This window comes from Bradyrhizobium sp. 159 (assembly GCF_023073795.1).
In the GTDB taxonomy this organism is placed as follows: domain Bacteria; phylum Pseudomonadota; class Alphaproteobacteria; order Rhizobiales; family Xanthobacteraceae; genus Bradyrhizobium.
In genome coordinates, this window is the sequence record NZ_JADPKE010000002.1 from 32,403 (window position 1) to 49,269 (window position 16,867).

The 16,867-nt window shown below is 57.4% G+C and carries 7 protein-coding genes and 2 pseudogenes; 2 read left to right on the forward strand and 7 right to left on the reverse strand.

Going from position 1 to position 16,867, the window contains the following annotated elements; all coding sequences use genetic code 11:
- Positions 1-159: 159 nt before the first annotated feature.
- A pseudogene (locus tag IVA96_RS00140) lies at positions 160-763 on the forward strand (3-methyl-2-oxobutanoate hydroxymethyltransferase); the annotation flags it as partial.
- A 439-nt stretch (positions 764-1,202) separates the two neighbouring features.
- On the opposite strand, the gene nolL reads toward IVA96_RS00140, so the two are convergent.
- The 6 genes from nolL to IVA96_RS00160 all read right to left on the reverse strand — a co-directional run bounded on the left by nolL (position 1,203) and on the right by IVA96_RS00160 (position 7,023).
- On the reverse strand, positions 1,203-2,324 hold the full coding sequence (gene nolL, locus IVA96_RS00145; RefSeq protein WP_247414841.1) for a nodulation factor fucose acetyltransferase NolL: 1,122 nt from the start codon (positions 2,322-2,324) through the stop codon (positions 1,203-1,205).
- A gap of 1,220 nt (positions 2,325-3,544) precedes the next feature.
- Positions 3,545-3,832, reverse strand: a complete 288-nt coding sequence (locus IVA96_RS35425) for an aminotransferase class III-fold pyridoxal phosphate-dependent enzyme (protein ID WP_253075119.1) — start codon at positions 3,830-3,832, stop codon at positions 3,545-3,547.
- Positions 3,823-4,095 (reverse strand): aminotransferase class III-fold pyridoxal phosphate-dependent enzyme, encoded by a 273-nt coding sequence (locus tag IVA96_RS35430; RefSeq protein WP_253075120.1) that lies wholly within the window; start codon positions 4,093-4,095, stop codon positions 3,823-3,825. The genes IVA96_RS35425 and IVA96_RS35430 overlap by 10 nt, the downstream gene beginning before the upstream one ends.
- Entirely contained in the window at positions 4,095-4,652 is a 558-nt protein-coding gene (locus IVA96_RS35435) for an aminotransferase class III-fold pyridoxal phosphate-dependent enzyme (RefSeq protein ID WP_253075121.1), read from the reverse strand. The genes IVA96_RS35430 and IVA96_RS35435 overlap by 1 nt, the downstream gene beginning before the upstream one ends.
- 1,206 nt (positions 4,653-5,858) lie before the next feature.
- Positions 5,859-6,248, reverse strand: coding sequence for a response regulator (locus IVA96_RS00155; RefSeq protein ID WP_247333144.1), 390 nt, complete (start codon positions 6,246-6,248; stop codon positions 5,859-5,861).
- Positions 6,249-6,339: 91 nt separating this feature from the next.
- A complete protein-coding gene (locus tag IVA96_RS00160) occupies positions 6,340-7,023 on the reverse strand; it encodes a response regulator transcription factor (protein WP_247333143.1) in 684 nt (227 codons plus the stop codon).
- Between the two features lie 3,076 nt (positions 7,024-10,099).
- Here IVA96_RS00160 and IVA96_RS00165 point away from each other — a divergent pair.
- A complete protein-coding gene (locus IVA96_RS00165; RefSeq protein ID WP_247414843.1) occupies positions 10,100-15,670 on the forward strand; it encodes an ATP-binding sensor histidine kinase in 5,571 nt (1,856 codons plus the stop codon).
- Between the two features lie 154 nt (positions 15,671-15,824).
- Here the strand turns inward: IVA96_RS00165 and IVA96_RS00170 are convergent.
- Positions 15,825-16,775, reverse strand: a pseudogene (locus IVA96_RS00170) (IS3 family transposase); the annotation flags it as partial.
- Positions 16,776-16,867: the final 92 nt, after the last annotated feature.

Genomic DNA, 16,867 nt, shown 5'->3' on the forward strand with positions numbered 1-16,867 from the left:
CATGTTGAAAGACCTTATTTGCTGACCGCCCAATCATTGGAAACTTTGTGCTTCCGATTTCTCAGTGACGCGCCTTTTCGGGCTCCCTAATGACAGATACCTTTCGCTCTCCAATGGGAAGGCCATTTCCAGAGACATGCGGGGCCGGATCAGATCGACATGAGCCACACTTCGCAGCTGGCGGTTGAACGCGTCACGATTCCAGTTCTGCAACGACGCAAGGAGGAAGGGCGCGCCATCGTGATGATCACGGCTTATGATGCGGGTAACGGCACGCATCCCGATCCTGTCGTCGACGTCATTCTTGTCGGCGATAGCGTCGGCAACGTATGCCTTGGGTTTGATGACCACTTTACCGGTCAGCATGGCGATGATGAATCACCACCTGGACGTGGTCGCACAAACAGGGCCTGGCGCTAGCTGACATGCCGTTTCTCAGCTTTCATCTCAGTTCCGACGACACGATACGCAACGCTGGAGGCGTCCTGCAGCGTGGCGCAGACGCCGTCAAGCTTCGGGAGGGGGTAAGCGGGTCGAGATGATCCGAGCCTTGGTGAATTGCGAAATTCCCTTGATGGGTCATCTTAGTCTCACGCCACAAAGCGTCAACGCGATGGGTGGCTTCAAGGTACAGGGTCGGAACGCGGACGATGCCCTACGTCTGCTTGACGATGCGCACCAGCTACACCAGGCCGGATGCTTTGCTCTTGTCCTCGAAGGCATCCCGGCCGAGCTCGCTGCGCGAGCGACTGAATCTCTGAGCACAACAGGCTCGAGATGAGCACGCCTCGCCATCTCATCGAACAAGAACGGCTTGTTCGTTGCCGAGGGCCTTTTACTTCGGGCAGCTGCGGGCCGAGACGGAAATTCGAACGACTGGGACGTCTCGGGTTCAGTACTTGAGTACGGCGCTCGAAGAAATCGCCAGATCTGGGTCGAAAACCGGCGGCTAGACGACTGGTGCAGCGAAGCTAATCTCACGACAGTCGATCTTGTTTGGACGGACGCAATGGGCTGAGTTCGCCGGTGGCATACAAACCCTGAGCAATACACGCTTCGATGGGGTTGCTCTTATGCCGATCACCGGCTCGACCGGCGGCACGCCGTCTCCGCCGGATCTGGCTTCGAACGCTATTCCGGCGGCGTCACAAGTCGATGCTATCGCCATACCCTGCCGTACTCAAACAATCAAATGCATACAGCTAGTTAATTGCAGGTTTGGCCTGCGGAAGACCTGAGCGTGGCGGCATTCCAAGGACGAGCTGCGACAGATATGGAACGCCGCGAACAATCGAGCGCACCATTAGCGCGATCGCAATAATCGCCGCACCGAGCATACCCGCGATGATCAACCGGGTCGTGAGATCCCAAAGTTCTCCGAACTGTACGAAATCCATGAGACGGAACACGGTACCCTGGACCAGGTAGAGCAGCAACGTGGTCTGGCCCAACTCCACAGCGATAAAGCGGGCCATTCGATTTGAACGGCCAACGCTCCAGCATTGCAGCAGGAGTTCGATAGCGATTGCTGAGGCAGCTGCAGAGCCAACAAACATCAGAAGCACGTTTTTAGCCGACCGGAAATCGTGAATTACCCCAAGATTATTGTAGACATAGGTATCCTTGCCCCAAGCTAGAAAGCATACGCAGGTCACTATCGAGAGAAGTAAAATTAGGAGCGGCTTGTGATGTCGCGACGCACGCGTCCATCGTTCTCTCGATTGAGCAAGCAAGAAGCCGAAGCAGAAGAACGGGTAAGTGAATCTGATCAGGGGTGATATGGAGAATGTCAGAGGCGCGAGTGCGACCAGTATGGCTAAGCCAGATATGACCCACGATTGGTGGTTTAGCCTGGTAGAAATCTTGAGGAGAAGGTAGGAAACAAACGTGGCCCAGATGAACCAGTATGTGCCAGCGAAATCGTCTACAAATTCCAAAAGTCCGCTCGCTAGGCTGGGCGCGCGCCACAATGCCGCCAGCTTAGCTGTCTCCATGAACGTCCACCAAAACAGCATCGGCAGCAAGAGCTGCTTCGCACGGTCGCTGGCGGCTCGAGTGAACGACTTTTGCAGCAGTGATCGAGAAGAAAGATATCCGCTTATCGCCATAAAGAGCGGCATGTGAAACATATAGATCGATTTGTAGTACGGCGAATACCAAAACCCGTCGTCTCGGTAGATGACATACTGAATCAGGTGCCCAACGATCACCAAAACAATGAGCGCACCTTTCGCGAAATCTAAGCTTAGATCTCGATCGTTTGCCTCTGTCGTGCGCGAGCTCGGCGCGATCGTTCCAGTCACGCGTAGCAATGTATCAAACATCTAGATATCTGTTGTTGATGAGCCGGCGGCCCGTTGTCCGCTTCTTCTGCCTCATTTTTGATCCAAACGAAAGGTGATGGCGGGAGTTTTTGGAACGGGAATAGTCAGGCCTTGAAGATGGAGCTGGCCGAGCGTCTCTGAATGCCTCGCGGAACTTTGTGGCAGAGCAGATATCTAATTTGAGATATTTGTGTAGCAGTACGGGCACGGCATACTACTTGCAGACGCGGTTCTGGGAGGAAGACTGTCGCGCTCAGTCCTCCACTCAGCCCGACGCATCTCGGACCCGGCAGATGCGTCGGGCTTCTTCGGTTGGCCCAGCATAGTTGACATTTGGTCCGTCACCTTCGCTTGCCGCCGAGGCGCTCACGCCAAATAGGGGCTTCTGATAGCTGAACTCGGGCACTCGCCTGCACTTCTGCAAATGCTTCGTCCACAGCGCCGGTCGCCGGCCAACCAGTCGGTGTGATATCTCTCGTAATCGCGTTGCTCTCCTTTGGAATCAGCACCCCGAGCCTACCGGCTCAAGGTGACAACGCCGACCTCTTCAGAAATTCAACAGAACCCGGGACATCCCCACCGCTCATTCCTTGACGGCTTTCGTCGCAAAGCCGGCCGCCGGAGTGATTATTGCTGCACCTATGCTCTAAACGGCTCAGGCTGGATCGCTGCTGCACAATCTACGGTCCTAACAAAGTCCGCGCCCGTGCGGCTGGGCACGTGGCCACCAAGAAGCCATACCACGCCATTCGACTCCATTCCGCTGCGAGCTCACCTTCGGCAGACCTCAGAGTGGAAACTTTAGATAACCAGCTCGACCAAAGTCGCTCGCGATTGCGAGGTTCAAAGGTGCTGCTCGCACTCACGTGCTGTGGACCGAGGAGGGCAGCAGGCGTTCTCCACGCATCAGCCGACTCGGCGGATCACAGATAGCCTTGGCCTTCAGGCTTCACCTTCATGATCATGGCCTCAAAACTCCTGACCATTTCGGCGGCAAGCGAGAACACACGCCACGACTTGTGCGGCGATGCGGTCGCTAGCAACAGGTTCTCTCGTGCGCCTACAAGTTTAGCTTGCTCGGGCTGAATCCAACGTTTCGGTCAATGACTCCTCGAATATGTCTAGGCCCTTGTCCCAACGTTTCTTGCTCGATCGTAAGTGCAGGCAAGAACTTTACAACCTGATCGGTCGGTCCGCATCGCTCGATAATCAATCCCTTCTCAAACGCCATGTGACGTCGCCTCTGCGATTTCGGTCGTTTTGCAATCGAATCCGCATACCATGCCCCGTCCACGAACAGCAAACCTGTTTCCGTGCTGGTGCGCGATAGCATCGAGTCGACGCCGCATAAATGCGCTCAAGCGTCGGACCTGTTGCGAGAACGTCTGGTTGCGCCAATACAGATTCAAAGCCGCTTTGCCAGAGACGAGTGCAAGGTTGTTTCCTCGAAACGTCCCCGTGTGCTCGCCTGGTTCCCATGCGTCAATCGCTTCTTTGATCAGGAGCATCGATAGTGGCAAACGTACCCACTCAGCGATTTCGACATTACAACAATGCCTGGCGACAACGCAGCGAACTCTAAACTGAAGAACTCGCCTGTACGGCCACAGCCCATTTGGATATCGTCAACTATGAAAATAGCTCCGACCTCTTTTGCCAAAGCCTGAATTGACTGCAACCATTCCTCGCCAGCGACGTTAATGCCTCCCTCTCCTTGCACGGTTTCGACGAGAATGGCGGCTGGAAGATCAGTGCCACTGCTCTCGTCCATTAATACCTTTCGCACGTAATCCGCCGCACTGTGAGCGGAGCCAAGATACCCATCATAGGGCATGAACGTTGTGCCGATAAAGGAATGCTGCTGCCTTTGCGGTAAAAGCGGTTACCGCTCGCGGCTTTGGCTCCCAAACTTTGGCCGTGATATCCATTCGTGAAAGAAATGACGTTGTGACGTCCTGTGATCTTACGCGAGAGCTTTAAAGCTGCTTCAATAGCGTTAGCTCCCGTAGGCCCCGTAAATTGAAAGCGGTAGGAAAGATTCCGTTCACGAAGGATGACAGAGCTAAAGGTCTCCATGAATTCGACCTTTGCTGGAGTGGCCATGTCCAAGCCGTGGACGACCCCGTCCGACTCCAGATACTCGCTGATTGCCGATTTGATCTCCTGATTGTTGTGGCCATAATTTAGCGCTCCAGCGCCGGACAGAAAGTCAATGACCTTTCGGCCACCCTCTGCGAACATAATCGAGCCGCGCGCCCTGCTGAAGACAGCAGGAAAGGAACGTGAGTACAAGCGCACGTTGGACTCTAGCATTTCGACCGTCTTCATTCTGTGCGGCTCGTGTCCTCCAACCATGTGGTCGTCTCCTAGACAAGAAAATCTGCCCGACGAACAAGCGCGCGGCCAACATCGTACAGGATTGGCAGACCACGAGCGCACGGTTCCGGCGCCTCTCGGCGTCCTTTGGGCTATGCGTAGGGCGTCTGAAAATCAGCTCCAACGGCTTACCCGAGAACCAGGCGGAACAAAGCTACTATGTTTAGTAGTTTCGTCCCCATCCGGCGAGGGCCCCGGCTAAGTCGTCCTTCGCGGGCAGATTTGCTTAGCCGCGCGCGATTGAAGAATTTGCGCGTACTGCGCGGTTAGCTTGGAAACGGGGAAGTATGTGGGCCGAAAAATTTCATCGCGACCAGAGGGGCCGATGCGCTCCCGGCGACGGCGGAGCCCGCCAGCCGGAAGCGTGTGTTGGAGGCTCACGCTCACGGTCCCGGCGAGTAGAAGGGACACGGCCGCCGCAGATCTGGCCCGGCGCGCGGGCTTATCGCGCGTCCAGAGCCCCGCTTTGGGCCTTGCGTTTGGCCGGGACCGGCGCGGAGAGGCGTGGATGCGTTCGGCAGCAAAGGCGTGGGCTTGAAATCGCTTCGACCAGTGGCATTTGTGTTGCCCCGCAGCGGATGCGTAGGTTTCCGGTGCTTCGGCCCGCCGAAGGGTTGCTGGGAGCGAATGCAAGTTGGCGAGTTTGGCGTACACCACTCGATCCTGCGAAAGCCAACATCGCCAAAATGCGATCTTTGTGGCTTTTGTGAATTCCGCACCGATCGTTTCGACCGACTGCGTGATTTTGGCCGCGATCGCCGCGCCTTTCCTCCCACAAACTCCGGTGCCCGACCTATCTGGAGCGGTCGCACAAGTTTTAGGTGAGTTCTTTGTTCTAACGAGGTACTGCCGGCAAGTCGGTGCCGTGGCACTTTCGCGCTAAGCTCAGTCGTAGCACTGAACGTAGGGCGCTCCTTCGTTAAAGCGAGGAGGGCCTCTCCTCGTCTGATTGCGCGATCATACCAGAGGCGTCTTGTCAGGAGCCCGACGTTGCAAGTGTTTCAACCAGATGCCGAAAGTGCAACAACAACGACAGGAATGCGGCAAGATCGAAAGGCGAGGATCGCCACTGGCACGCGGTAGCACGGGCAATCGCGCATTGATCGACATCGTAAGCGCCGCGCGGGTGCGGCTTGGTCCAGACTGCTTCCCCATCTTTCACGCGTTCGTTCCACCACGATGCTCGCTAAGCGCTTCATCGACGCAGGCGATCAACTCCAGGCTGGCAAAGGGTTTGGCAAAAAAGCCGGTTACGCCGGCGCTCAACGCGCGGGCTCGCGTGCGATCATCTGCGAAGGCAGTCATCAGGATGAATGGCGCAGCGTGGCCCTGGGCCCGCATCTGTTCCAAAAGTTCAAAGCCGCTCATCATGGGCATCTGCACGTCTGCAATGACACAGGACGTATCGTTCAATTGAGATGACCGCAAGAATTCCTCAGCCGATGCAAACGTACGAACGTTGTGACCCTGCGATTTCAAAAGGTTGTTCAGTGCGGCACGAATCGAAGGATCGTCGTCGACAACGGAAACAGTTGAATACCTAGACAAGACGACCCGTTCTTAGTTGGGCGGAGGCGCTGGCGAAAGCATGACGGCCAGCAGAAGGATGCGCTTGCACGACGAAATTGTAAAATCATACCTAGGTTTGTACCCTGAAACGGTCGGTCCCAATTCCCAGCCTCTCAGTCATCCTGATCAAATCGGCCAGCGATCGAGCTCCCATCTTCTTCATCACGTGACCGCGATAGATTTTGACTGTAATCTCGGCGAGCCCGAGTTCCGCAGCTACCTGTTTGTTCAATAGGCCGGCGGCGACTAGTTTCAATACATCCTGCTCTCGTGGACTTAGGGCCTCAAACAAGGACTGCAGCCTCCTGACCACCTTGTCTACACCTCGTCTCTTCCGATCCTGTTCGATAGCTGCGACTACGCCATCGAGTAGTTCCTGATCGCGAAACGGCTTGCTGAGAAAATCGATTGCTCCACTCTTCATGGCTTTGACAGTCATCGGAATATCGCCATGAGCGGTGATGAAAATAATAGGAATGTGAATCTTCAGTTTGGCTAACTCACTCTGGAGCTCAAGGCCGCTCAATCCCGGCAGCCTGATGTCAAGCACAAGGCAGCTAGGAACATCAGGGAGCTCGCTCTGGAGCATTTCCCGGGCCGATCCGTAAGCAACGACATCCAGACCGATCGAACGAAATAGGTTGACCAGCGATTCGCGCATTGAGAGGTCATCGTCGACGAGGAAGACGCTCGGCCTGACCTCCGGCCCTACGACATTTGCGGCTTCCTTCCGCGGTTCAGAGCGCTTGGTCACGATCAGAGCCTCACTTGTACGATTTACAGTAGAATCGTCGCCTCACTACAACCTTTGATTGACATTTCGAGGACTTTCGCGCAGTGCAAAGTTTGAGATTTTCCAGGTATGTGACGGGTCAGCCATTCGCGCCAGCGTCATACATTACAGGAAAGTCTAGCAAAAACCGCCCGACTGGTCGAGAACTGCCTTTCGCGTCTGTCCGCCGTCGCGTCGGATCGGCCCCGCGGCATCGATCAAACGATCAGCAGCGATCGAGAAGCACCGACTCCAGAACTTGAGGCGCTCGCTTTAGCATGGCGGCGCGTGTCGCCTGGGCCTCGCGAATGAAGCTGCAGCGGACGACCCATTATGCGGCTGAAGGATCAGAATGCCCGGCGCCTTGGTAGTTGAACGCGGGGGCGCGAGCTGAGCGAATTGGCGCTATGGTGCCTGTGCATGCGCCGATCCCGCCGGCGTTGAGATCGGCAAGCGGCGTAGACTATCGCACCCATACTAAGGAAAATAGACATCAGAACGAGTAGCAGCGGCATCAGCACATGAACTTTTCTTTTTCTCAGAGCGCCTGTGAGTTGCTCTTCGCGAGGTTGAGGAAAGCACCTTGCACCGACTTCGTACAACCTGACGCTAGGTGAGATTCAAGTCCTTTCCGTCATGTTTGCCGTAAAGATGCTCGAACTCGAGCTGCTGCAGGGGCGCTCACGTGCGTTCGTGCCGTTGCTTCCTTCACGAGGCTCGCACCCCAAGATGAGGCGGCGTAATCTGAATGGAGAGGCGGGACACACTCCATTCGGTGTCCAGCTGCGGACCAGTTCGCCAAAAGGCAGTAGTATTTGCTCTCCTGCTTCAGCCAAACAACCGATGATCCAGCGAAAGAATCATTCTCCTACCAGAATTGGCGGACATCACAGGTCCGTGCCGGGCACCTTGAAGATCCACTCTTTGACCTACATAGGAACGACAAAACGCGCCCCGAGCGTCAACCTGAAGCTGTTGTCAGATCTGCCAGTAGCTCATCGATTTGCTCAGGGCCTACGGCTCAGGCAGGGTCATTACGGGCGGCCCGATGCCCTCCGTTGAGCAGAAAGCGCGTCGAGCTCGCCCCACATCGCCAGGACATCCGTGGTGACGCTGCCTCGAATGGAGCAACCAGCGCGGCAAAACTGAGGCTCGCTCAGCAAGGCAGCGTAGGTAGTGACTGCCTGCTACTTCGCACCGGCCAGGAAGGGCTTGAATCGTTCGTAGCGTCAGGTTGTACGATGCCGGTGTACATCTATTGGCAAAGAAGGCGTTCCGCTGTTCTTCATTTTAATTGCAGTTCTCTTCACCGGTTTTGGGGTAGCTTACGCCTTTCTTGAACAGCGGTTCAAGCAGCGAACCGCAGCGAGCGGCATTCCGATCAGCGAGAGCCTATGCGGCGCCCGGTGAGCATCAGGGGTGCCTTTGTCGCGGGTCAGTTGCTCCATCAATGGGAGCAACAATGAAGAGAATAGTTATGAGCGCGGTTTCGCTCACAGTGGCTCGCAGATTTGCCCTTGATGCTGTGGTTCAGAGTCGATCACTGCATGGCGCCTCCAACATGGAGCCAGGAGTGAACGTCGATCTCGAAAACGGCACCCCGCTTGTCGGCCGGATTTCTAGCCTGAGCGCCCTTGCGGCGTTTATGTTCAGTGATTCGACAAGCATATTGCTTCTCCTCGGGCCTTAGAAGCACGCCTTCATGGGCGATTGTGGAGCAAACTTCTTTGGCGACAGTGCTGTTAAGCGTGGGTGAATTCTCGGGACCAGCTTCTGTGAGAAAGGGTCGTTCGACATGCCAGATATCAGCAAGGCGATCGCCGAGCTCACTGATCGTCTGATCGCATTCAGAGCGGTTCGCACAATAGTCAACCAGGGAAGCGACATTCCGCCGGTCAGCGTAAGTGCCCTGCCGTCCGGTATTCCTCGGCCGGCATCGACCTCAGATCTAGGGACTGCCCGGAGATCGACAGCTTCGTGCCGGCCTCGAGGGGAATAGGCTGAGCTGATACCGCGCCAGTGCGGTTTCAGCTCGAAAAAGCAATATCGGCCGCTTATGTCCGCGGGGTAGCCATCGAAGCGGCGGAAAGGTCCAGCTGTGCGACTTGCTGCAATGGACCGAGCGCTCCCAGCCCTAGTACATCCGATTTCGAGGGGCTCATGCAACCAAGAAGCTGCTTCAGTTCTTTGGCCCAAGTCGCTCGATCAGGCGTTGTCGTTTATTGGTCAATGTCCAAACGCGCCGCCGCATCATTGGATGCGTCTCGTTGGAGCGAAGTCTCTGCTGCGATCGTGAATCAGGCTCGTGACTAGCGTCTGAGAGGCGTTGTCGAAGGGGCAGCCTTCCTCAAGTCCAATGTTGTGCACGGCGAGCTCCTTCAATATCGTGTCGGATACACAGGCTCTGTGCTTCCTTAGCTCGGTACGGCGACCTCAGTGTCGCCGCGCTGCTTGTTTCATGGGGACAGCAGGATCGACATTTCACAGATAACGCCGGGACGGACCGGGCGCACGCTAAGGTCCTGATAGCGCGCGCCGGGTTGTGGCGCTCGGGGCTTCAGTTCTCGCCAGGAGATCTCGCAATTGGCTCATGGGATGGCGTTGCGCATCGCGGCCCGGACGCTCAGGCCGATGCAGCGCTCAGAAGCCGGCGTCCAATGGCCTCGCGCGTTGTGCCGATCATGGGCAAACCGATCAGGTTTCACATGTCATTGTCTGCTTGAGCGGTAACAGCGATCTGGGCGCTGCTGCACGTCGCGCAGTGGGCCGTGGTCGGGTAACGGGCCACGAGCCGCTCTATCGAACACAATCCTTCGCCCACATACTGCGCTAGTCGGCAGCGCCCGCCGCCGATGCTGTGCAGGCCCGGCCGGCGCGCACGACTGGGCTGGATCGACACGATCGGGCCACGCATTGGGTGTGTAAGTCGCATCTCGGCGTGCCGCGGTCCACTCTTTGGCGGCCTTAATCGGTACTCGCGCCGTTTTGCGAAGTCCCTTCACAAGCTCGCCCCATATGTGTCAGGTTTCGGCTCAGTCCTTATTGACCGGGCGGGCAAATGCCGCGGGACCCCCTCAGCCGAACTCTGTTCGGGTCAAATGTCGACAGTGACATCCAGCCCCTGTGGGAGGACGGTGATCGCGCGTTCTGCCGTGCGTGGCGCCGGCAAATCCACGGCAGCAGGGCTGTCGTGCTTGTCGTGCGGCCCATCACGGAAGACCCAACGACGCTCGACCGCCTCGCCCATGAGTATGAGCTGAGGGAGGAGCTAGACGAGGCATGGGCGGTGCGGCCGTTGGAACTGATCCGGGAAGCTGGTCGGACTATGTTGGTCCTGGAGGATCCATGCGGCGAGCCACTGCTAAATTTACTCGGGGTCCGTATGGAACCCAAGCGCTTCCTGCGCCTCGCTGTTGGTATTGCCAGGGCCGTGGGCAAGCTTCACCGGCACAGCTTAGTCCACAAGGACCTGAAACCCGCTCACATTCTGGTCAATTGTCCTGACGAACAGGTACGACTCACTGGTTTTGGTCTGGCTTCCCGTCTTTCCCGCGAGCGCGTGCCGCCTGAGCCTGCCGAGTTCATCGCCGGCTCGCTGCCCTACATGGCGCCCGAACAGACCGGACGAATGAATCGCTCGGTCGATTGTCGCAGTGATCTCTATTCACTTGGCGTGACATTCTACCAGATGCTGATCGGCGCGCTGCCGTTCACGGGCTCAGATCCCTTGGAGTGGATCCATTGTCATATTGCAAGAACAGCAATACCGCCCGTCGAGAAATCACAAAACCTCCCCCAGCCGATATCTCAGATTGTGATGAAACTCCTCGCGAAAACCGCCGAGGAACGCTACCAGACTGCCGCTGGCCTTGAGCACGATCTGCAACACTGTCTCGCAGCATGGGTCACCCACGGTCGCATCGACCCGTTTGAGCTCGGCACAGACGACACACCTGATCGGTTGCTCATCCCCGAGAAGCTCTATGGCAGAGCCCTTCAGATCGAGGCTTTGCTTGCCTCTTTCGATCGCGCGGTGAAGAGCGGCACGCCGAGGTTGGTGCTCGTCGCCGGTTACTCCGGCGTCGGTAAGTCTTCGCTCGTCCACGAGCTACACAAAGCACTGGTGCCCTCGCGCGGGCAGTTGGTGTCAGGCAAATTCGACCAACTGAAGCGCGACGTTCCCTATGTGACGCTAGTGCAGACGTTTCAGAGTCTTGTCCGTCCTCTTCTCAGCAAAAGTGAGGGCGAACTCGCCACCTGGCGGCAAGCGCTCCGGGAGGCGCTCGGCGCGAATGGACGACTGATGGCCGAATTGATTCCCGATCTGAGCCTGATCATTGGCGAGCAGCCCGCGGTTGCTGAGCTTCCAGCCCGGCAAGCGCAAATTCGTTTCCAGCTGGTGCTTCGTCGCTTTATTGGCGTGTTCGCCCGGCGAACCCATCCTTTGGTGCTCTTCCTCGACGATTTGCAGTGGCATGATGCCGCAACGCTCGACTTGATCGAGGATCTCCTGACCCAGTCGGATCTGCACCTGCTGCTCATTGGAGCTTACCGCGGCAACGAACTTGATGCAGGCCATCCACTCAAACGCAAGCTCGACTCCATCAGGGGAGCCGACGTAAATTTCGAGGAGATCACGCTCTCGCCGCTCACTGCAGACGATGTCGCGCAGTTAGTCGCGGATACCCTTCGCTGCGGACCAAAACGCGCTGCCCCGCTTGCAAAGTTGGTGCATCAGAAGACGATGGGTAATCCGTTCTTCGCCATTCAATTCCTTTCTGAACTGGCCGAAGAGCAGCTATTGACGTTCGATCACGAGTCGGCGCGCTGGCGATGGGATCTCGAGCGTATTCACGCAAAAGCGTACACCGAGAACGTCGTGGATCTGATGCTCGGCAAGCTCATCCGCCTGCCCGAGGAAACGCAGGACGCGCTGCAACAGCTGGCCTGTTTCGGCAACATCGCCGGGACGGCGGAGCTTGCGATCGTGCTCGAAATTTCGCAGGAGCAGGTGCACGCGACCCTGTGGCCGGCGATCCGGCAGGAACTGATCGCGCGCCACGGAACAGCCTACCGCTTCCTCCACGATCGCGTTCAAGAGGCGGCCTACTTGCTGGTGCCAGAATCCTCGCGCGCTTCTGCCCATCTGCGGATCGGTAGGATGCTGGCGGCACACGTCCCTGCGCACAAACGCGAAGAGGCTATCTTCGACATCGTCAGCCAACTCAATCGAGCTGTCGCGCTAATTGCCTCCGGTCAGGAGCGTGAGCAGCTCGCAGAGCTGAATTTAGTCGCAGGGCAGCGTGCCAGGGCGTCGGCGGCCTACGCCTCGGCACTCACATATCTCACCGTCGGTGCTGCGCTGCTCGCGGAGCACTCTTGGCAAAGGCGCCACGAACTCGCGTTCGCACTGGAGACAGGCCGGGCCGAATGCGAATTCTTGGTAGGCCAGCTGGACATTGCAGAGAGCCTCCTGTCCGTACTGTCGAAGCGCGCCTTGAACGCGCCCCAGCGAGCAACGGTCGCATGTTTGCGGGTCGATCTTTACTTGACGCTCGGTCAGCACGGGCGGGCAGTGCTCACAGGGCTCGAATATCTTCACGACGTCGGGATCGAGTGGTCGCAGCATCCGACGGACCAGGAAACATTAGCCGAATATCAGCGGATGTGGTCACAACTGCCCGACGCAATCGAGGATCTTGCTAGTTTGCCTGCAATGACAGATCAGACCACGCTTGCCACGCTTGCCGTCTTGACCCGGATTCTTCCGCCCGCAGGTTTCACGGACGCCAATTTATCCGCTTTGGTCATCTGCAGAGCTGTCACCATCAGCCTCGAATACGGCAACACTGATGCTTCTTGCGCCCATTACGCATGGCTAGGCCGAATCTTGGCCGGGCGCTTCGGTGACTACCAAGCAGCTGACAAATTTGGTCGTCTTGCTTGCGACCTGGTTGATCGCGGTGAGTTCTCCCGTTTTCGGGCTCCCGTCTATTTGGCCTTCGGGTGCAACGTCATCCCGTGGACGAAGCCCCTAAGAGGTGGCCGGGTTTTGATCCGGCGAGCGCTCGCAGCTGCGGTCAGCAGCGGCGATGTCATCTATGAGGCGTACAGCTTGCTTCATTTAACCTCAAATATGATCATGGCCGGAGATCCCCTGAAAGAGGTACAGAACGAGATAGAGAAAAGCCTCGCTACGATACGGAATAGAAAGGTTCAGTTTGCTGCTGATACCGTAGCCGCTCAGCTGGCAATCATTAGAAGCATGCGCGGCCTCACGCGCTCATTCGGTTGCTTCGATGACCAACAATTTGACGAGCTAGACGTCGAGCGATCGTTGGCACGGAGTCCGGAGCTGTCACCTAGCGAAACCGTCTACTGGATCCGTAAACTTCAGGCGCGATTTATAGCCGGCGATTATGCTGCGGCTGTTGATGCTCGCTCCAAGGCGAAGCCCAAATTATGGACCATGCCGACAGAGCCGTTGATCGCGGAGTTTCACTTCTATGGTGCGCTGTCTCACTCATGTTATTGCGACAAGCCAGGCGAAAGCGAACAACAGCAACATCGGGATATCATTGATGCCCATTACAGACAGCTGCAGATATGGGCGGCGAATTGCCCCGAAAATTTTGAGAATCGGGCTGCCTTGGTCGGCGCTGAAATTGCAAGGCGGGAATACCGCGATACAGACGCAATGCGACTGTATGAACACTCAATCCAGACCGCAGCACGTGACGGTTTCGCCCACCACGAGGCAATCGCTTGCGAACTTGCAGCGCGCTTTTATGCTGCGCGCGGTTTTGACAGAATCTCCCGGGTTTACCTGCAGGACGCGCGGCGCGGCTACCTTCGTTGGGGAGCAGATGGCAAAGTGCGTCAGCTCGACGAGTTGAATCCCCATCTCAACCATGAGGAGACCACTCCTGCCGCGAATGGAATGAGGATCGGAGCTCCGGTTGAGCATCTTGATCTCGCGACGGTGACAAAAGTGTCGCAGGCGATTTCCGGCGAGATGGTTCTTCAAAAACTAATCGACACGCTTATGCGGACTGCCATTGAGCAGGCCGGCGCCGAACGAGGTTTGTTAATTCTGCTGCATGGAGGCGAGCCGCGGATCGAGGCGGAAGCCGCAACGGTAGCGGATGCGCTGCTTGTAAAGGTGAATGAAGAACCCGTAACTCCGATGGCACTTCCCGAGTCCGTGCTGCATTTCGTCCTACGTGTCCGCGAAAACGTCATTCTCGAAGATGCTGCCGCCGAGGCTTCATTTGCGGAAGATCCGTATATCCGTGAGCGCAAAGCGCGTTCTATTCTTTGCCTGCCACTGATCACGCAGGGCAAGCTGATCGGCGTACTTTATCTGGAGAATAATCTCGCCGCGCGCATATTCTCGGCTGCCCGCAACTCGGTGCTGAAAATGCTTGCCTCGCAAGCCGCAACAGCGCTGGAAAACAGCCGGTTGTACAGCGAAGTTCAGCAACGGGAGTCGAAAATCCGGCGCTTACTCGACGCTAACATCATCGGAATATTTATCATCCGCGAAGGAGGCGAGATCATCGAGGCAAATCAAACCTTCCTCACGATGGTTGGATACGACCGAGAGGATCTCGTCGCGGGGCGAGTGAACGGTCTCGACCTGACACCGCCAGAATGGCACGAGCGCACACTGGATGCTGGAACAGAAGCAAAACGGACCGGAGCTGTTCAGCAGTTCGAGAAAGAGTATGTCCGCAAGGATGGCAGCCGCGTGCCGGTGCTAATTGGCCTCGCCGTCTTCGATGCGCGCGACGACCAAGGTGTTGGCTTCGTCCTCGACCTGACAGAGCGAAAGAGAGCGGAAGCGGAAGCCCGTGAAAGCGAACGACGGTATCGCGAGACTCTGATGGGGCTGGCACACGCCAATCGGATCACGACAATGGGACAGCTGGCCGCCTCAATCGCCCATGAGGTCAACCAGCCGATTGCCGCGATCAGCAGTAATGCGGGGGCGGGGCTAAATTGGCTCGGTGCTCAGCCGCCAAATCTGGAAGAAGTTCGACAGACCTTCGGTTTGATTGTCCGTGACAGTATGCGTGCAGGGAACGTGATCCGTCGGATCCGCGCTCTTTTGAATAAGGCTCCTATGCAAACGGAGCTTCTCGCAATTGACGAATTGATCTTAGAGGTGCTGGCGCTAGTTCGCGCGGAACTTGCGAAAAATGATGTATGGGTGCAAACGCGACGGGCTGAGGCGTTGCCGCTCGTCCGCGCGGATCGCGTCCAGCTCCGGCAGGTGATTCTCAATTTGATCACGAACGCCATCGAGGCCATGAGCGAGATCAACGAAGGTGACCGCGAGTTACTGATCAGTGCGCGGAGAGATGACTCGAATAACGTAGTGGTCACTTTTCGGGATACGGGTCCAGGACTCGATCCGAACAGCGCTGACCGCCTGTTCGAGGCGTTTTACACCACCAAGTCCGAAGGGATGGGCATGGGGCTCGCTATTTGCCATTCTATTATTGAGGCGCACGGAGGCCGGATGTGGGCGGGCGCCAATGATCCTCGCGGGGCCGTCTTTCAGTTCAGCATGCCGGTTGCGCCGGAGGGCGTGGATCGGTCGGAACAGGTCTCTTCAACGTCTTAGGCTCGAGTTCGATATCGAGCAGGGCGCTCCGGGAGCCCCGATCATCGTGACAGAAGCGAGCGGCGAGACCTCGAGGATTTGAGACATTCGCGTTTCTTACTGCCCATCGGGGAGTGTTGGAACGAGCGCAGATTGTCGCGAATTGTCAGAAGATCTACAGTCTGACCGTAACATCTGAGCTGCTGCCGGTTTGATGGACACCAGGATTAGCTAATCCCACCTTGCGCTCGAACTCAACCGGGCTGAGATAGCCGATGGTCGAATGCCTGCGGGTCGTGTTGTAAAATCGTTCGATGTAGTCGAACACATCGGCGCGTGCCTCATCTCTGGTTCGATAGATCTTGTTGGCCGTACGCTCGGTCTTGAGCGAGGAGAAGAAGCTCTCCATCGCCGCGTTGTCCCAAACGTTGCCGGAGCGGCTCATGCTGCAAACGATGCCGTGGTCGGCCATCAGGCGCTGGAACTGTTCGCTGGTGTACTGGCTACCCTGGTCGGAGTGATGCAACAGCGCATCCGGCTTGCCGCGCCGCCAGACGGCCATCAACAATGCGTCGGTCACGAGCTGCGCCGTCATGGCGGCACTCATCGACCAGCCCACCACGCGGCGTGAGAACAGGTCGATCACCGCTGCCACATAGAGCCAGCCTTCGGCCGTCCAGAGATAGGTGAAGTCGGCGATCCATTTCTGGTTCGGACGCTCGGCAGCGAACTGCCGGTCCAGAAGGTTGGCCGGCACCGTCTCGAGCTGTCGATCGCCGCTGTCCTTCGGCACGCGCCGACGTCGCGGCCGTGCCCGCAAGCCTTGCAGGCGCATCAGCCGCTCAATCCGGTGCAGGCCACAGTCCGCCCCATCGGCGAGCAGATCACGCCACACCCGGCGCGCACCATAGGTGCGGTCGCTCGCCATGAAGCTGGCCTTCACCCTGCCGCCGAGTTCCTCGTCGCTGCGGGATCTGGCGCTGGAAGAGCGGTTCAGCCAGGCATGGAAGCCCGACCGCGACACTCCCAGCGCATCGCATAGCCATGCCACCGGCCAGATCGTCCGGTGCTTCGCGACGAAGGCGAACTTCATGTCGCTTCCTTCGCGAAGTAGGCTGCGGCCTTCCTAAGAAACAGCCGGATTGGCGTCCCCCGGAATGGCCTGCAACAGGAAGCCTAGCGATTTGGCCCTCCGCTGAAGGTTGGCGACGACGCGGC